General features: G+C 54.7%; 20 protein-coding genes. 7 read left to right on the plus strand and 13 right to left on the minus strand.

Annotated elements, in window-relative coordinates; translation table 11 throughout:
- Positions 1-20 precede the first annotated feature (20 nt).
- The 7 genes from yidC (at position 21) to Yoon_RS10540 (ending at position 5,857) form a co-directional block, all read left to right on the plus strand.
- Positions 21-1,835: a membrane protein insertase YidC gene (gene yidC, locus Yoon_RS10510; RefSeq protein WP_238112160.1), complete on the plus strand. Its 1,815-nt coding sequence runs from the start codon at positions 21-23 to the stop codon at positions 1,833-1,835.
- Positions 1,836-2,591 carry an MOSC domain-containing protein gene (locus Yoon_RS10515; protein WP_238112161.1) on the plus strand — a complete coding sequence of 252 codons (756 nt, stop codon included), beginning with the start codon at positions 1,836-1,838 and terminating at the stop codon, positions 2,589-2,591.
- 1 nt (position 2,592) lies between these two features.
- Complete coding sequence (yihA, locus tag Yoon_RS10520) at positions 2,593-3,240, plus strand: ribosome biogenesis GTP-binding protein YihA/YsxC (protein WP_238112162.1); 648 nt, start codon at positions 2,593-2,595, stop codon at positions 3,238-3,240.
- Positions 3,241-3,257: 17 nt separating this feature from the next.
- Positions 3,258-4,118, plus strand: coding sequence for an acetylglutamate kinase (gene argB / locus Yoon_RS10525; protein ID WP_238112163.1), 861 nt, complete (start codon positions 3,258-3,260; stop codon positions 4,116-4,118).
- 61 nt (positions 4,119-4,179) lie between these two features.
- Entirely contained in the window at positions 4,180-4,686 is a 507-nt protein-coding gene (locus Yoon_RS10530; RefSeq protein WP_238112164.1) for a hypothetical protein, read from the plus strand.
- Positions 4,687-4,724: 38 nt separating this feature from the next.
- Positions 4,725-5,336 (plus strand): ferredoxin, encoded by a 612-nt coding sequence (locus Yoon_RS10535; RefSeq protein WP_238112165.1) that lies wholly within the window; start codon positions 4,725-4,727, stop codon positions 5,334-5,336.
- Positions 5,333-5,857: a histidine phosphatase family protein gene (locus Yoon_RS10540; RefSeq protein WP_238112166.1), complete on the plus strand. Its 525-nt coding sequence runs from the start codon at positions 5,333-5,335 to the stop codon at positions 5,855-5,857. Before Yoon_RS10535 ends, Yoon_RS10540 begins: the two co-directional genes overlap by 4 nt.
- A 508-nt stretch (positions 5,858-6,365) precedes the next feature.
- Here Yoon_RS10540 and Yoon_RS10545 read toward each other — a convergent pair.
- The 13 genes from Yoon_RS10545 to rpsK form a co-directional block, all read right to left on the minus strand.
- Positions 6,366-7,157, minus strand: a complete 792-nt coding sequence (locus Yoon_RS10545) for an amino acid ABC transporter ATP-binding protein (RefSeq protein ID WP_304957297.1) — start codon at positions 7,155-7,157, stop codon at positions 6,366-6,368.
- A 12-nt stretch (positions 7,158-7,169) separates the two neighbouring features.
- Positions 7,170-8,477: an amino acid ABC transporter permease gene (locus Yoon_RS10550; protein WP_238112167.1), complete on the minus strand. Its 1,308-nt coding sequence runs from the start codon at positions 8,475-8,477 to the stop codon at positions 7,170-7,172.
- A 1-nt stretch (position 8,478) separates the two neighbouring features.
- Entirely contained in the window at positions 8,479-9,756 is a 1,278-nt protein-coding gene (locus tag Yoon_RS10555; protein ID WP_238112168.1) for an amino acid ABC transporter permease, read from the minus strand.
- A gap of 150 nt (positions 9,757-9,906) precedes the next feature.
- Positions 9,907-10,926 carry an amino acid ABC transporter substrate-binding protein gene (locus Yoon_RS10560; RefSeq protein ID WP_238112169.1) on the minus strand — a complete coding sequence of 340 codons (1,020 nt, stop codon included), beginning with the start codon at positions 10,924-10,926 and terminating at the stop codon, positions 9,907-9,909.
- Between the two features lie 219 nt (positions 10,927-11,145).
- Positions 11,146-11,856, minus strand: a complete 711-nt coding sequence (locus tag Yoon_RS10565; RefSeq protein WP_238112170.1) for an ATP12 family chaperone protein — start codon at positions 11,854-11,856, stop codon at positions 11,146-11,148.
- A 1-nt stretch (position 11,857) separates the two neighbouring features.
- On the minus strand, positions 11,858-12,523 hold the full coding sequence (locus Yoon_RS10570; RefSeq protein ID WP_238112230.1) for an HAD-IA family hydrolase: 666 nt from the start codon (positions 12,521-12,523) through the stop codon (positions 11,858-11,860).
- Positions 12,516-13,568, minus strand: coding sequence for an RluA family pseudouridine synthase (locus Yoon_RS10575; protein ID WP_238112171.1), 1,053 nt, complete (start codon positions 13,566-13,568; stop codon positions 12,516-12,518). Before Yoon_RS10575 ends, Yoon_RS10570 begins: the two co-directional genes overlap by 8 nt.
- Positions 13,565-13,915: a fluoride efflux transporter CrcB gene (gene crcB, locus Yoon_RS10580; RefSeq protein ID WP_238112172.1), complete on the minus strand. Its 351-nt coding sequence runs from the start codon at positions 13,913-13,915 to the stop codon at positions 13,565-13,567. The genes Yoon_RS10575 and crcB overlap by 4 nt, the downstream gene beginning before the upstream one ends.
- Positions 13,912-15,222, minus strand: coding sequence for a replication-associated recombination protein A (locus tag Yoon_RS10585; RefSeq protein ID WP_238112173.1), 1,311 nt, complete (start codon positions 15,220-15,222; stop codon positions 13,912-13,914). The genes crcB and Yoon_RS10585 overlap by 4 nt, the downstream gene beginning before the upstream one ends.
- A gap of 85 nt (positions 15,223-15,307) precedes the next feature.
- Entirely contained in the window at positions 15,308-15,643 is a 336-nt protein-coding gene (locus Yoon_RS10590; protein WP_238112174.1) for a hypothetical protein, read from the minus strand.
- Between the two features lie 264 nt (positions 15,644-15,907).
- Positions 15,908-16,327: a 50S ribosomal protein L17 gene (gene rplQ, locus Yoon_RS10595; protein ID WP_113775277.1), complete on the minus strand. Its 420-nt coding sequence runs from the start codon at positions 16,325-16,327 to the stop codon at positions 15,908-15,910.
- 135 nt (positions 16,328-16,462) lie between these two features.
- Positions 16,463-17,479 carry a DNA-directed RNA polymerase subunit alpha gene (locus tag Yoon_RS10600; RefSeq protein ID WP_181820730.1) on the minus strand — a complete coding sequence of 339 codons (1,017 nt, stop codon included), beginning with the start codon at positions 17,477-17,479 and terminating at the stop codon, positions 16,463-16,465.
- A gap of 113 nt (positions 17,480-17,592) precedes the next feature.
- On the minus strand, positions 17,593-17,982 hold the full coding sequence (gene rpsK, locus Yoon_RS10605; RefSeq protein WP_090194871.1) for a 30S ribosomal protein S11: 390 nt from the start codon (positions 17,980-17,982) through the stop codon (positions 17,593-17,595).
- Positions 17,983-17,996: the final 14 nt, after the last annotated feature.

Consider the following 17,996-nt stretch of genomic DNA (forward strand, 5'->3'; position numbering starts at 1 on the left):
GGGAAAATGGGCGGTTTCGAATGGACGACCAGAACAAAAACCTCATCTTGGCGACGGTACTTAGCTTTTTGGTAATCATGGCATGGACCGTTTTGTTCCCGCCAGAAGAGCAGCCGATCGACCTGACCAACGAGGTCACAGTTGGCGCAAGCGATCCAACCGTTCCCGGCACCCCAGATACGGCTGTTGCCCCGACTGCATCCGTCACTGCGGAACCTGAAGCACCTGCCCCGCGCGTTGCAATCAGCACAGACACTCTTGAAGGCTCACTTTCGTTGCGTGGTGCCCGGATTGATACACTGTCGCTGACCCAATACCGTCAAGAAAACACCGAAGATTCCCCTATCGTCCAACTGCTGCGCCCTGAGGGCGAAGCGGGCGCATATTACGCCGCATTCGGTTGGGCCGCGTCAGAAGGGATCGCAGCGGAAAACGTACCGAGCCCTGACACCGTCTGGACGCTAGAATCCGGTGATACGCTAACGACCGGCTCACCTGTGACGCTGATGTGGGATAATGGTGTCGGCCAAGTCTTCCGTACCGAAGTATCCGTTGATGACGAATTCATGTTCTCATTCGCGCAAAGTGTGACAAACAACGGAGATAGCGCAATTTCGACGCGCCCTTACGGCATCCTTCGTCGTCATGGCATTCCTGAGGATATGAAAAATTTCTTCATTCTGCACGAAGGCCTGATCAGCATGACTGACGGCGAACTTGCTGAAACGGATTACGACGACATTCAAGAATACGATATCCACCCAAGCGAACGTGTGCCCGCACAACGACTAGAGGCGGCGGAATCTGGCTGGATTGGCTTTACCGACCACTATTGGATGACGACGTTGATTCCAGAACAATCTGCGCCATTCCGGTCGACGTCAAAATACGTCGAAAGCCACGACCTGTTCCAGGCAGAGACTATGATGTCCGTTGCGACCATCGCAGCCGGTGAAACCTATGCAAATACCACCCGGTTCTTTGCGGGCGCAAAGGAATGGGAAACCATCAAGCACTATGAAGAGGAAGAAGGTGTTGGCGGCTTCTTGGATAGTATCGATTGGGGCATGTTCTTTTTCCTGACCAAACCGATCTTTTGGTTGCTCCACCTGCTTCATGGGCTGATTGGCAATATGGGCTGGGCGATTATTGCACTAACCATCGCACTTAAAGCGCTGGTCCTGCCACTTGCTTATAAATCCTATGTCTCAATGGCGCGGATGAAAGAACTTCAGCCAGAAATGGAAAAGCTAAAAGAGCAAACCGGCGACGATAAGCAAGCCATGCAGCAAGGCATGATGAAGCTGTACAAAGACAACAAAGTGAGCCCAGCATCCGGTTGCTTGCCGATGCTCTTACAAATCCCGATCTTCTTTTCGCTCTATAAGGTGATCTTTGTCACAATCGAATTACGCCATGCCCCATGGGTTGGCTGGATTACCGATTTGAGCGTCCCGGACCCATCCTCGATCTTTAACCTCTTTGGCTTGCTGCCATTCGCAGCCCCTGATCTGGGTCCGCTACAGTTGTTGTCGCTTGGTATTTTACCCATCTTCCTTGGCGTATCCATGTGGCTGCAACAGAAACTAAACCCGGCCCCGGCAGATCCGACGCAGCAGATGATCTTTGCTTGGATGCCTTGGGTCTTCATGTTCATGCTCGGTAATTTTGCCAGTGGTCTGGTCCTATACTGGATCGCAAACAACGTGATCACCTTTACGCAGCAGTATTTGATCATGCGCAGCCACGGAGCCAAGCCGGATGTGTTTGGCAACATCAAGGCAGGCCTGAAGCGCAAAAAGAAGGCCGACGCTGACACGACCGAGGGCAAGTAAATGATCAATGTCGCCGCGTTGTGGCGGCATCCGATTAAAAGCCATGGGCGTGAAGCACTCAGTGACGTTATGCTTGAAACAGACGGCACGATGCCTTGGGATCGGCATTGGGCGGTCACACACGCGCAAAGCAAATTCTCGCATACTGATCCCACGTGGGTGATGTGCCGCAATTTCATGACAGCCACGCGCACCCCCGGCCTTGCAGGTATCTGGGCTACGTTGGATGTCGATCATGCGCGGCTACGGCTGCAGCACACTGATCTGGACGATTTGATTTTTTGTCCTGACGACGCAGATGATGTGGCCCGTTTTTTGGCATGGGTTGCACCGCTTTGTCCTGCTGACAAGCCACAACCAACTGGGGTGGTTGCCGCGCCCAATCGCGGTATGACGGATACGGATTATCCGTCCGTTTCCATTATGTCGCTGGCCAGTCATGCCGCTATTGCCGCACAGCTTGGCCATCCGCTCGCGGTGGAACGCTGGCGCGGGAATATTTGGATTGATGGCGCGGACGCTTGGGACGAATTGAATTGGATCGGGAAAACCATCCAGATTGGCGACGCAACCCTGCAAGTCAAAGAACCGATTGTACGCTGCATGTTGCCTGCTGCAAACCCAACAACTGGCGCCCGTGACGTAGACATATTAGGTGCGTTGCGTAACGGCTGGGGACACCAGAATTTTGGCATCTATGCCACCGTCACCAACGGCGGTAAGGTGCAAGTCAACGATAAGGTCGAGGTAGTCTAAGATGGAAATGCGCTTTCCCGAGGTTGAAGCCCCGGAGCCCGATGAACTGGAAGCCGGGCGGTTGCTTTTTGCGGGCGAAACCGACTTTGTCAAAGGTGTGGTTGCGATGGACGGGCTGCCGCCAGCAGATCGGGTTGAAATCTGCTTTGCAGGCCGGTCAAATGTCGGAAAATCATCCCTGATCAATGCGCTCACCGGGCGAAAAGGGCTGGCACGCGCCTCCAACACACCTGGCCGCACGCAAGAAATCAACTATTTCACCGCAGGCGATATCTATGTGGTCGATTTGCCCGGCTACGGATTTGCCAATGCCCCTGTTGCTGTTGTTGAAAAATGGCAGCGTCTTTTGAAAAACTACCTGTCGGGACGCCAAACCCTGCGCCGTGTGTTTGTGCTAATTGATGCCCGCCACGGGGCAAAGGCAGTGGACGAAGAAATCATGTCGCTGCTCGACCGCTCAGCAGTGACATTTCAAGTGGTCATGACCAAGGTCGACAAACTGCGCGGTGATGCGCTCGCGGCATCTCTTGAGAAAACCCGCGCGGCCTTGGCGAAACACCCTGCCGCCTTCCCCGAGCTGATCCTGACCTCGTCTGAAAAGGGTGAAGGCATCCCAACCCTGCGCGCCGTCATTGCAGGCATATCATGAAATCAAGGACCCAAGACATGAACCGTGATTGGATCGCCACCGCCCGTACCTTGTCCGAAGCCCTGCCCTATTTGCAGCGCTATTCTGGTGCAATTGTTGTGGTCAAATTTGGCGGCAACGCGATGGGCGATGCCGATGCGATGGCCCAATTCGCACGCGACATCGTACTGATGAAGCAGGTCGGCATGAACCCTGTCGTTGTGCATGGCGGTGGCCCGATGATCAACGAAATGCTCGACAAGCTCGGCATTCAGTCCGAATTTATCCGCGGCAAACGCGTCACCGATCAAGCCACCGTTGAAGTGGTCGAAATGGTCCTGACCGGGCTGGTCAACAAACGTATTGTGCAAGCCATCATGGATGAAGGCGGGCGCGCAGTTGGGCTTTCGGGCAAAGATGATGATCTACTGGTCGCCGAAGCTGATGATCCGGAATTGGGCTTTGTCGGGCGCCCTGTTGAGATGAACACGCAGGTTTTACGCGACCTGTTTGATGCAGGCATCATCCCCGTCGTCGCGCCCGTGGCCACAGGCCGGGGGGCAAACGAGACCTTTAACGTGAACGGAGACACGGCAGCAGGCGCGATTGCAGGTGCGCTTGAGGCAGATCGCCTGCTTCTGCTCACAGATGTCCCCGGCGTCAAAGACGCAAGCGGTGAAGTTGTCACACAGCTTTCGCCGGACCAGACCCGCGCGATGATTGCCGACGGCACCATTGCCGGTGGGATGATCCCCAAAGTCGAAACCGCGCTGGTTGCGCTTGAAAAAGGCGTACGCGCGGTCGTGATCCTTGACGGGCGCTTACCTAATGCGAGCCTGCTAGAGCTATTCACCGAACATGGCGCCGGCTCGATTATTCGTGAACCAAGGTCATGTTAACATGACCTGACAGTTGATCATTCTTCTGCTATGCTAACTGCATATTTAAAGGAGAATTTCTATGAAGCTTCTCACTGCACTTATTTTCGCAGCATCTACATCGCCCGCATTTGCGATTGATCCCTGCCTTGTCGGCGTCTGGCAAGCGGACAACGCCGATTTGGCCCATGTAATGGGATCGCAGATGCCTGCGGGCGGGTCTATCGGATATGTAAGCGGCACCGTGACGCTTGAAGTTACAGGGGACGGCACCATGACGCTGCTCTCCAACAATTTCAGGGTCAACAGCATGATGCCAGATATCCCCCCAACCACCGTCACAATCAACGGCTGGAGCGAAGGGGCAATGAACGCCGACGACGGGAGCACCTATGTCGCGAATGCGCCCGACTATGATCTGATAGGAACAGCCGATGTGATGGGGGCCATCATTGAGATTTCAGCGGCTGAGCTATCTGGGGGTGTCTGGGGACAATCCACCGGCACCTACGGCTGTACCGGCGATTCGGTATCTTTTGAAGCGGAACGGCTTGGGTCGATCCCACGCCTTTGGAGACGCGCCGGATAATCCATCTGGTGCCTCGAGGATACGCGATCTAGGCTGCTATGATGATGGACACGCTCACTGCAACTTTGGCCCCCTATGCGCTGGCCCCATTGGGAACACTGCCTGATCAAGGACGCTCTATCGTCCTTATCGGGCCGGATGAACCCGCATTCTGGCCTCTGTTCACGCAAAGCCCCGAATACAAAGACGGTGCGCCCAACCCGATGGACCGTTGGTCGCGCCGGGTGTTCACCCACCTCGCCGCCACTTTGGATGCCGAACCACTGTTCCCGTTTGGCGGGCCAACCTACGCACCCTTCTATAGTTGGGCGATCAGCACCGGGCGATTTTGGACCTCACCCATCAGTTTTTTGGTCCACGACAAAACCGGGCTTTTCGCCAGCTTTAGAGGCGCGTTGCGTATGCCCGGCAAATACCCACAAGAAAAATCGGCCAAGCCCTGCGATACCTGTGCGCAACCCTGCGCCACCGCCTGCCCTGTTGACGCCTTTGCAAGTGGTTACGACGTTGCCGCTTGCAAGACGCACGTATCATCCGACAAAGGGCGCGATTGCCGCACAGGCGGTTGCCTTGCGCGACGCGCCTGCCCTATTGGGCAAGCGAACCGCCTGCCCGCACAATCTGCATTCCATATGGAGTCGTTTCTTTGACCATACGCCTGATCCTGATCCGCCATGCGAAATCTAACTGGGATGATCCGTTTTCGGATGATCATGCCCGAGACCTGAACCCGCGTGGGCGCGCGTCGGCCACTGCGATTGGCGGTTGGATGTCGGAAAACGGGTATCAACCCGATGAAATCCTCTGCTCCGACGCCAGTCGGACCCAAGAAACGGCCGAGCTGATTGTCGCCGCCCTACCGACACCCCCTAAGCTACGGCTGATGCATGCGCTTTACCACGCGGCCCCTGACACGCTGTTGGACACGATCCACCGCGAGACCGTCACCACAGTCGCGCTGATCGGACATAATCCGGGGATTGGCATGTTGGCGAATATGTTGGTGGCCCATGCGCCGGACCACGCGCGGTTCATAGGCTACCCGACCTGCGCCACTACAGTGATCGACTTTGACATCACCAACTGGACCGCAATACAGCGCCACAGCGGCACCTGCACCGATTTCATCGTACCGCGTGATTTGATTGGGACGACAGGTGGTGGGGAATAAGCCCAAGGCAATCCGACATGCAACTTAGCTCTCAAATTACCGTCCAATTTGCGTTAGAAACAGAATCTGCGCGAAAACTGTTCCTCGAAACCGATAACTTCCATGATTCAGATTTGAACTATGTGCGATCTACAGCCAGCAGTGACCTGAGCATCGGAATTAGAATATTACGCTGGTCATTCTTGCATAACAGTCACGAAGTCGATCAGCTATCGACACTCCATTTCAAGCTATCAAATCCAGTATACCATCAACGATGGGGCGACGATGAGCAGATCTGCAAGTGCATCATCTATGACTTCTTTATGCAGGGCGATTCATTCGATCTCTTAACTGGTGATGGTGGCAGGGCCGGGACATTTTCATCCGCCGAATCATATCTCAGGTTCGTTACTACGCCGGAAGTATTAGAGCACTTAAGGTTGGTTTAATACAATTAGAATGCGGTGGCCTCGAGGCTTGTGAAGCCCACATAAAAAGCCCCGAGATTTCCCTCGGGGCTTTGTTTTTAGTGGCCGATGATCTGGCTGAGGAACAGTTGCGTCCGTTCCGATTGCGGGTTGTTAAAGAACTCGGTCGGCTCGTTTTGTTCAACGATCTGACCTTGGTCCATAAAGATAACCCGGTTCGCCACCGCTTGGGCAAAGCCCATTTCGTGGGTCACGCAAAGCATGGTCATGCCTTCTTCGGCCAGCTCGATCATTGTATCGAGCACCTCTTTGATCATTTCGGGATCAAGCGCGGAGGTCGGTTCGTCAAACAGCATGATGCGTGGCTTCATGCACAGCGAGCGCGCAATCGCCACACGCTGTTGCTGACCACCCGACAACATGCCGGGGTACTTATCGGCCTGCTCTGGGATCTTCACCTTTTCAAGGAAGTGCATCGCGATTTCTTCGGCTTCTTTCTTGGGCGTATTACGGACCCAGATCGGTGCCAACGTGCAGTTTTCCAAAATCGTCAGGTGCGGGAACAGGTTGAAGTGCTGAAAGCACATGCCAACCTCTGACCGGATCTTATCGATGTTTTTCAGATCAGATGACAGTTCTGTGCCATCCACGATGATGTCGCCCGCTTGGTGTTCTTCAAGCCGGTTAATGCAGCGGATCAGGGTCGATTTACCGGACCCTGACGGGCCGCAGATAACAATCCGCTCACCGCGTTGCACGGTTAGATCAATATCGCGCAGCACGTGGAATGTGCCGTACCATTTGTTCATGTTGCGGATTTCAATCGCGACCTCATCCGAGACCTGCATGTGGCTACGATCAACGGTGCGTTCTTGTGTCATTTCAACCATTGTCAGGTCTCCTTAGCGGTGTTCACGCTGGAGCTTTTTCTCCAGGTAAAGTGAGTAACGGCCCATGCTGAAGCAAGAGATAAAGAACATGATGCCAATAAAGAGGAAGAGTTCCCAGTAGATGCCGTTCCATTCGGTGGTCGCGCGGATCGCGCTGGCAATGCCAAGCGGATCGAACAAGCCGATGAAAACAACCAGCGTGGTATCTTTGAACAGCCCGATAAAGGTGTTCACGATACCTGGGATCGAGATTTTGAGCGCCTGCGGCAAGACAATTAGCTGCATGGACTGCCAATAGTTCAAACCAAGGCTATCTGCGCCTTCGTACTGACCTTTTGGCAAGGCAGCTAAGCCACCCCGGATCACTTCGGCGATATAGGCCGCAGCGAACAGGGTCACCATGATGATCACGCGCAGCGTCAAGTCAAAGCTACTGCCCGGTGGCAAGAAATAGTTCAGCAGCAATTGCGCTGTGAACAGCCACACGATCAACGGGATGCCCCGGATGACTTCGATAAAGACAACTGCACAGGTCTTGATGATGAACAGGTCAGACCGCCGCGCGAGCGCCAGCAAAATCCCCAGTGGCAATGAGATCACGATCGCCGACAGCCCAATCACAATAGACAGCATAAAGCCACCAAAGGACCGCGATGGGACAAATTCGATACCCAATGGGATGATGCTCGCCAGTCCCCCTGCAAGCGGTCCGCAGATGTATAGCCAGTAGATCAGCGGCAAAACGATTGCCCCGATGATAGCTGCAAGCGAACTGACGTGTGTATCAAGAAGCTTATGCGCGACCACACCAACAGCGAATCCAAGTGCGATGGCGATCGGGAGCCAGATTGACCCGCCCCATAGCAACCAAAAGCAAAGCAATGGCGCTGCCATTGTCACAATATACAGCTTTCGCGGCAGCGACGGGAACATGACGGGGGCAATACCCACTAAGAATACGACCAGTGCCAAGACCGGCCGCCAGTACAGCTCTGATGGGTAGTACCCGAACACCAATTGGTGCCAACGTGCCGAAATCACGCCAAAACAAGCGGCTGAATGATGGCCATCACCCGTTGCAGCGATGATTTCACGGCATTCGGTCAACGAATCCGCGTCCCAAATACCGTTCACCAACCACGGCCCAACGTGGCTGACGACCACATAGACCACATAGAGTGACAAGATCGTCAGGATTGCGTTCATAGGTGAAGAGAACAGGTTCTCGCGCACCCAGCGTACGGGCCCTACTTCGGATGTGGGAGGGGCCTTTTGGCCCAACATTTCCTTGCGGACGTAAGTAACAGGAGTATCTGACATCTTAGCGCTCCGCGAGTTGAGTTGAACGGTTGTAGTAGTTCATGCCGCCTGAAATCAGCAGTGATAGGGTTAGGTAGAACGCCCCCATCAACAGCATCCCTTCGAGCTCGCGGCCTGTTTGGTTAATGGTAATGCCGCCAAGCGTGGCACGCACATCCATGTAACCCACAGCAATTGCGAGAGAAGAGTTTTTGGTCAGGTTCAAGAACTGCGAAATCAGCGGTGGGATGATTACCCGCAAAGCCTGCGGCAAGATCACCAGCTTCATCGTGCGGCTTGGCTGGATACCAAGGGCTGCCGCAGCTTCTGACTGGCCTTTGGACACAGCCAAAATACCAGCCCGAACGATTTCTGCGATAAACGCACCGGTATAAAGCGACAAAGCCACCCAAAGCGCGATCAAAGAGTTACGCAGATGCGTACCTTCGGTGAAGTTAAATCCCTTCAGATAAGGCGACACAATCGTTGCGCCCAGCGCGATTAACACGACCCCAACAGGGATCACCAAAATTGCCAGCTGTTGATACCAAATCGTCGGCCGGTCGCCGGTCGATTGCTGAACTTTGTCAGCGCGATTACGAATATAGCGTATAGCAATCAGGCTCAGTGCAAGCGTACCTAATATCAGCAACCAATCTGCACCACCCGATGCGACAGGTGTCGCGCCCTCGATCGGGGCAACTGCTTCTTCACCGCTGATGGAATTTGAGAACCCAAGACGAGGAATCCAAATACCGCGGTTTGTAACTGCGACATTGTCGCTAAAATACATGCTTTGCGTCGCATCTTCGCCGCGAAATTCGCGGGGTTGCGGCATGCTTTCTGACATCACCGCGCCAATCAACAAAATCCAAATCAGCAATGGTACGTTACGAAATCCTTCGACGTATACCGCCATGAGTTTACTCACGACCCAGTTTTTCGACAGCCGTAGCACGCCTACAAAAACCCCAATGACCAGCGCGGATATACAGCCCAAGAAGGCAACCAGAAGCGTATTCAAAATCCCAACCAACGCGGCACGACCGTGCGACATCTGGTTGTCATATTCAATGAGCCGTTGGTTAATGTCATATCCAGCGGCACTATTCAGGAACCCAAAATCGAAATCCTTACCCAATGCGTTGAGGTTATTGACGGTGTTATTACCCAGCCACCAAAATGCGCCGATAATGAGCACAAGCGCGATGACTTGGATGGTGATTGATCGATACCGTGTATCGTAAATAAGCTGGCTTAGCCGAAACCCCGGCTTAGGCGGGTCGGTCAACGTCGACATGAATGTATCTCCCGGTGCGGCCTGGTGTAGGTCACGTGCGCGTCGGTTAATCCAACTGTCATCACGTGCAGGGTGCGCATTTTTTATTTATCGTGGTCGCCATTTAGAAAAGGGCCCGGGATTTACCCGAGCCCTTTCCAGTTTCAGATCTTAACGGAACGGTGGAGAGTAGAGAAGACCTCCGTCTGTCCACTGTGCGTTCAGACCACGGGCCAGAGCGATAGAAGTGCTTTCACCGATGTTGTTGTCGAACAGTTCGCCGTAGTTACCGCCAGCCATGATGGCGTTTTTCGCCCAGTCAGCTTCAAGACCCAGCATCGCGCCCAGTTCACCTTCGGTGCCCAGCAGACGGTTAACTTCTGGGTTGTTACCTGGTGTGGCAGCCAGTTCTTCGATGTTTTCTGATGTCACGCCCAGCTCTTCAGCTGTGATCAGCGCGTTCAGTGTCCAACGTGCGATATCACCCCATTCGTTGTCGCCGTGGCGGACAAGCGGGCCAAGTGGCTCTTTAGAAATGATTTCTGGCAGCAGAACGTGGTCGTTTGGATTTTCAAACGTTGCACGTGTCGCAGCAAGACCAGATGCGTCAGTTGTGTAAACGTCACAAGCACCGGCAAGGTACTGCTGTTGGCCTTCAGCATTTGTTTCAATAGGCACCGGTTCGTATGTGATGCCGTTAACGCGGAAGTAGTCAGCAAGGTTCAGCTCTGTTGTTGTACCAGTTTGGATACAAACAGTCGCGCCGTCCAGTTCTGTCGCAGAAGTTACGCCCAGTGCTTTTGGCACGAGGAAACCTTGGCCGTCATAGTAGTTCACGCCAACAAATTCGAACTTCAGGTCGACGTCACGGCTCATGGTCCATGTTGTGTTACGCGCGAGAAGATCGATTTCGCCAGACGCAAGCGCTGTGAAGCGTGTTTGACCTGTTGTTGGGACGAACTCAACGGCTGTTGGGTCGCCAAAGATCGCTGCTGCAACGGCACGGCATACGCCAACGTCAAAGCCTTCCCATTCGCCTTCGGCGTTTGGTGCGGCAAAGCCGACAAGACCAGTTGTAACGCCGCAGTTCAGCGAGCCACGTGCCTTGACGTCGTCAAGTGTCGCCGCAGAAGCCATGCCAGCAGCCAAGCCGGCGGCAGTCAGCGCGCCAAAAAATACGGTTTTTTTCATTTTTACCTCTTCCTGAGTTTCTGCCCCAACATTGGGGGCAGTCTTTTTATCCCGTCCCGATGGACAGTGTATGGTGAATAAACAGGCTCGCGCCCGCTCAATCTAGCTAGACTGTGCGGAATCAGCCGATGAGGTCAAGAGGACCAAATGGAAAACTCTGTGCATTTGCCGTGAAAACAGGCAGTTTTCCTGAAAATCGGATATCCACAGGACAATTCCCTACGCTTGTGAAAGCCTAAAAAACCGCACAGCGTCCAAAAATGCAGCACGTTTGGTCACTTCAAGGGCGGTGGCTTCGTCGTCCTCGCCCCATTGTTCAATTTGCCAGTGCTCGTCAACACGCGAGACCGTCCATGCATGGTCCGGATCGACCGCATCACGCGTTACTGCCAGCCCAAGAATCAGAGACCCTGAAATACTGATCAGGTCATGGGCTGCGGCCAATGCAAATTCATCAAAGGCAAAGACTTCGGCGCGTAGCCGTGCCAGTGCGTCCGGACTTTGGTCGATGTGCATTACCCCTTCGCCTACGGTCAGGCGTGCGTTCAACTCTTGCGCCGCCCAATCGAGCAACGGATTCCAAGCTGCGGCTTGGCGCGCAATGAGTGTATCTGGTCCCGCCGCCCGGTAGCACAGCAAATCACTATCGCCATACTCAGCCAACATCGCAGCGACTTCGGCATGTTGTGTGCGCACTTTGTCGATGGCAGCGTTTGCACCGCGTGTGATCGGCATGGTCAGCGGATCGACATGATCGCCCTGCGCGTCCCACTCGGCTGCGATTGCTTCGGCCATTGGCAATGTCGGCACGACCAGTGTGGCTTTCGCGGGCGTTTTCACACTGCGCCCGTCAAGTTCCACGGTGAACCCGCCCTCACAGGCTGTCGCTACTGCCGTTTTCCAAAATCGCTTAGGTTTCCAATCGCTCATCTTACTGTCCTACAAGTGTATCCACGGCACCCGGCAAGGCCCCAAAATCCGCGATCAGCATATCTGGCTGCAACGCATCTGCCGCATGATAGCCCCAAGGCACACCAATCTTTGCAACCCCAGCCGCGCGCGCCATATCCATATCATATGTGGTATCGCCGACCATAACCGCCCGTGATCCAGCAACGCCCAATTCGTTCAAAGCCGCCAAAATCATCGATGGGTTTGGCTTCGATGGGTGATGATCCGCGACCTGTTCGCTGTGGAAGAAACCTTCCAACGCATGGCGTTCAAGCAGCTTGTCCAATCCGCGACGTGATTTTCCGGTCGCGACGGCCAGCAAGGTATTGTCTTGGCCCGCCAGTATATCAAGCACATCACGCGCACCGGGATATAGCGGCCCGTGATTGGCGTTTTGTGCGCGCTGGGTATTGAACGCGTCCTTATACCCGGCGATCAACCGATCCTGCGTAGCACTGTCAACGGTAGGGCATAGCTTGGCAAAGGCTACATCGAGCGATAGCCCGACAATCGACAGCACAGCCGCACGCGCAGGCATAGCAATTGCTTCGGCGTCAAAAGCATGGGTCATCGCGGCCAGAATTTCGGCCTGACTGTCGACGAGGGTGCCATCGACGTCAAAAATGACAAGCCGCAGATCAGGCATCAGGCATATTAAACGGATCAACCGGGGCATGGCCCACAACCCAACCGACGTAATCCCAAGTGTTCTGCATATGCTCTGGCAAAGGCGCGGTAATGTGCAGCTGCGCGCCCGTGGCCGGGTGTTCGATCGTCAGGGACCGCGCATGTAGGTGCATCTTGCGGCCAATCTCAGACCCCATGCCAGCGCCCCAACCATCGCCAAGGTTCTCTTGGCTGGAACCGCCATATTTCCCGTCGCCGATGATCGGATGCCCGATTTCAGCCATATGCGCGCGCAACTGGTGTGTGCGGCCTGTAATGGGCACAAGCGCGCACCAAGAGGCGCGCGACGCGAGCGTATCCATCACAGCGTAATCGGAGGTGGCGCGTTTGGCACCTTCGATGCTGTCGACATCTTTCGGATGCACGCAGCGCATCTTTTCATTTTCACCACCACGGCCACCGCCCGATTTCACCAAACCATATTTAATGGTCGCCGCGCGCGGATGCGGGACGCCCGCAACGGCGGCCCAGTAGATCTTACGGGTTTCGCGGTGCTTAAGGTTTTCAGTCAATTGCTTGGCCATCATGCGGGTGCGGGCAAGCAGCAAGACGCCAGATGTGTCCTTGTCCAAGCGGTGCACAAGGCGCGGCTTTTCATCATAGCCAAAGGTCAGCGCCTCGGCTAAGCCATCCACGTGGCGTGACGTATTGGTGCCGCCTTGCGTCGCCAGCCCATGCGGTTTGTTGATCGCAATGATGTGGTCGTCTTTATAGATCACACATGATTGGATCAGCTTTGCATCGGCCTTGGTCACGCCTTGACGGGCCAATGACCGCAGTGCGTTCGCTTCGTCCTCGGACGGTAGCGGCGGAATGCGTACCTTTTGACCAACCTCAAGCCGTGTATTGGATTTCACGCGCCCGCCATCCACGCGCAATTCTCCCTTGCGGCACATCTTTTCGATACGCCCTTGGGTCAGATGCGGGAACAGACGGCGCAGATAGCGGTCAAGCCGCTGATCACCATCGTCGGGGCCGATTGTCCGTGTTTGTACGCCGCTCATAGGGCACCTTTCGCAATCCAAAGGCCAGCAGCGCAGGCCGCCAGCGATAATAGAACCGTGCCCATAACATATCCACCAGCCGCCGCCAGCCTTCCGGCCTCTACCAGACGCATGGTATCCAATGAAAACGCAGAAAATGTGGTGAATCCGCCCAAAACACCGACGATCAGGAACGGCTGCCAGCCATGAAGCCCCTTGTGATGCGTTGTCGCGTAAATGACGCCAATGAGCAGCGACCCCAGTGCATTCACTGTCATGGTTCCAAACGGGAACGCCACGCTGACCACCACTAAATAGCGTAGCACCGCACCCAATGCGCCGCCACATGCGACCATCAATAGTGTCATGGCTTGTTCCTTTTCGCGCGCAGCCCGGCAAAGTAATCGACGCGCTTTTTCAGCTCGCGTTCAAACCCGCGATCGACGGGCAGGTAGTAGACACCGCGCTTCATCCCATCAGGGAAATAGTTTTGGCCTGAAAATGCATCTTCGGCGTCATGGTCATAGGCATAGCCCGCGCCAAAGCCTTGCTCTTTCATCATCTGCGTTGGGGCATTGATGATATGGCTTGGCGGCGGGGTTGATCCGGTCTGTTTCGCCGCAACCACGGCTGCCTTATATCCAACGTAGGCCGCGTTCGATTTCGGGGCCAAGGCAACATAGACGAGCGCCTGCGCGAGGGCCAATTCACCTTCTGGGCTGCCGATGCGCTCATACGCATCCCAAGACTGCAAACACACGGCCTGCGCTTGGGGGTCCGCAAGCCCAACTTCCTCGACAGCCATGCGGGTGATCCGGCGCGCGAGGTAGCGCGGGTCTTCGCCCCCGGCCAACATCCGCGCGAACCAATAAAGCGCCGCATCCGGGTCCGATCCGCGCACAGATTTGTGCAAGGCGCTGATCAGATTGTAATGCTCTTCGCCCGATTTGTCATATTTCGCCGCACGTTTCATCAGGCGTTTGGTCAGGTCATCAGTTGATAGTTTTCCATCCACCTTCCACGCGGCCACCTGTTCGATCAGGTTCAAAAGCGCGCGCCCATCGCCATCGGCCATTTCAAGCAATGCTTCACGGGCATGACCATCAAGCGGCAATGCACGGTCCAAATCTTTCTCGGCACGCTGCGCGAGGCGCTCTAAATCAGCGAGATCCAGACGCGTAAGAATCAAGACCTGCGAGCGGCTCAGCACCGCTGCATTCAATTCAAAGCTGGGATTTTCGGTCGTAGCCCCCACCAGCAGAATGGTGCCATCCTCCATATAGGGCAAAAACCCGTCTTGCTGGGCTTTGTTGAAACGGTGAATCTCGTCCACGAATAACAAGGTTCCCCTGCCATTTTGGCGGCGAATTTTGGCGGCTTCAAAGACTTTGCGTAGGTCCGGCACACCCGTAAAAATCGCGCTGATCTGTACAAAATGCAGGTCGGTTTCATCGGCCAGTAAACGGGCAATCGTGGTCTTCCCGACGCCGGGAGGCCCCCAAAAAATCAAAGACGACAGGGACCCCGACGAAAGCATTGTCCCCAAAGGTGCATCCGGCCCAAGCACCTGTTCTTGTCCAATGACATCACCCAACCGCTGCGGTCGCAAACGATCCGCCAACGGACGCGGGTCTTTTGACGGTTCCGAAGGGGAGGATGCAAATAAATCAGTCATATCACGCCAAGATATCATCGGGTGACGGACCGAATGCAAGTCCCAACGGGGCGGCCATCCCTACCCGAGCTGACAAATGGGTCGCCTAATCAACAAATGCCGCGGTAAAACGCTTGCCGTTGAATGTGTGCGTGCAGCAGGCGCATGACGGCACCATTGTCTGATGGGTAACATTCGGATCAACGACCGCGAGCTTGTTTGCTTCATCAACATATAGGCCGCTGTAATAGGTGCTTTCACCCGTGCGGATGAATGGCTTTCCCGCTGACAGGTCAGGCGCAACCATCCATGTGATCGGTTCTTCGCAATCCAGCCGTGCAACCGCTTCGCTGTGAACCACACCCCAGTCGTCGCCGACACGTGACAGCAAGAATTTGAACAAGGGCGTGTAGTCATACCCGTGCCGCTTGCCTGTATGCATGGAGCCGCGCGACGATTCATTTCTTGCGGCAGATTTCGTGTTGCGATCCCACTTCGACTTACCACCTGAACCATGTCGGACACCATGGGTTCGCGTGTTTACCGATCTATACAGGGGCTTCTTTCTATCTCTCATGGGAAATTTCTAAACGGGCGCCCCAATGGATGTCAAACTGCGCAAATCTCGCCTCTCGCAACGCGCGCCCACGCAAAAAGGCCTCGCATTTCTGCGAGGCCTTTAGATTTCTAACAAAACGCGGGAAACTTAATCCTCTGCGTTCTCGTATTCAGCAAGGCGTGCTTTGTCAGCAGAACCCTTGGCGTCGACGTCGCGGTCAACGAATTCGATGATCGCCATTGGCGCCATGTCGCCGTAGCGGAAGCCGGCTTTCATGATGCGGATGTAGCCACCCTGACGGTCCTTGTAGCGTGGCCCAAGGATTTCGAACAGTTTCGCTGTGTGCATTTCTTGCTTCAGGCGTGCGTTTGCCTGACGACGGGCGTGCAGGTCGCCGCGTTTTGCGAGCGTGATCAGCTTTTCAGTGATTCGGCGCAATTCTTTTGCTTTTGGCAATGTTGTTTTGATTTGCTCATGTTCGATGAGCGAGCCAGCCATGTTCGCGAACAGCGCTTTACGGTGTTCATGTGTACGGTTCAGGCGGCGGTAACCACGTGCGTGACGCATTTGATAGTCTCCTAAGTGCTTTATACTTTGTGCAGCGGTCTGATGCGTGCCAGCCGCGTTATTGGGGCAGAATTACCCAGGTCTTCCCCGCCATTGCGGGCATTTGCGGATGGGCCCGAAGGCCCACCCAAATTCTTAGAACTGATCTTCGAACTTTTTCGCCAGATCTTCGATGTTATCCGGCGGCCAGTCCTCAACGTCCATGCCAAGGTGCAGCCCCATGCCTGACAGCACTTCTTTGATTTCGTTCAAAGATTTGCGGCCAAAGTTTGGTGTGCGCAGCATTTCTGCTTCGGTTTTTTGGATCAGATCGCCAATGTAAACGATGTTGTCGTTCTTGAGGCAGTTTGCCGAACGGACAGACAGTTCCAGCTCGTCCACTTTCTTCAGCAGAAGCGGGTTGAACTCGAGACCATCATCGTCTTGGCCAGCGGTTGCTGATTCAGGCTCGTCGAAGTTAACGAAGATCGACAGTTGATCTTGCAAGATGCGGGCCGCATAGGCAACCGCATCATCAGGCGTGATAGACCCGTCTGTTTCGACTTTCATCGTCAGCTTATCATAGTCCAGAACCTGACCTTCACGGGTCGGTTGAACGTCATAGCTGACTTTTTTGACAGGCGAATAGATCGCATCGATTGCAATCATGCCGATTGGTGCGTCTTCTGGCTTGTTCTTGTCAGCCGCAACATAGCCCTTACCGGTATTCACGGTCAGTTCCATGTAAAGATCAGCGCCATCGTCGAGGTGACAAATCACGTGGTCTTTGTTCAGCACTTCGATCCCAGCAGTCTCGCTGATGTCAGCAGCAGTCACAACGCCAGGGCCTTTGGCTTGAACGGACAAACGCTTTGGGCCTTCGACTTCCATACGGATGGCGACGCCTTTGAGGTTCAAAACGATGTCAGTTACGTCTTCGCGTACACCTGACACAGAAGAAAATTCGTGCAGAACGTTATCGATCTGAACGGCAGTGATCGCAGCACCTTGCAGCGATGACATAAGGATACGGCGCAATGCGTTGCCCAAAGTCAGACCAAAGCCACGCTCAAGCGGTTCAGCAATCACAGTTGCCTGACGCATTGGGTCGTTGCCCGGTTTCACTTCCAATTGAGTTGGCTTAATCAACTCAGCCCAGTTCTTGTGGATCATGTGTCCCTCCATTCCTGTTTACCTTCATGTCCGAAAGGCAAACGCCCGAGGTTTCAAAATGACGTATTGGGGCCGCGCAAAAACATGCACGACCCCAAAGCGTTTGGGTGAAATTAGACGCGGCGGCGCTTTGGTGGGCGGCAGCCGTTGTGGGCCATTGGTGTCACGTCACGGATCGATGTGATGTTGAAACCAGCAGCAGCCAAAGCGCGCAATGCGCTTTCACGGCCAGAACCGGGACCCTGCACTTCGACTTCAAGCGTTTTCACGCCGTGATCTTGTGCTTTTTTGCCCGCATCCTCAGCCGCCATTTGGGCAGCATAAGGTGTCGACTTACGTGACCCCTTAAAGCCCATTGTGCCCGCAGACGACCAAGAGATCGCGTTGCCCTGCACATCGGAGATGAGGATTTTTGTGTTGTTGAAAGAAGAATTCACGTGCGCAACGCCAGCGGCGATGTTCTTGGAAACCTTCTTTTTGGTGCGTTTGGTATCGCGTGCCATCTGTCAGATCTCCC

Origin of the sequence: Yoonia sp. I 8.24, assembly GCF_022096995.1 — a bacterium.
Classification (GTDB): domain Bacteria; phylum Pseudomonadota; class Alphaproteobacteria; order Rhodobacterales; family Rhodobacteraceae; genus Yoonia.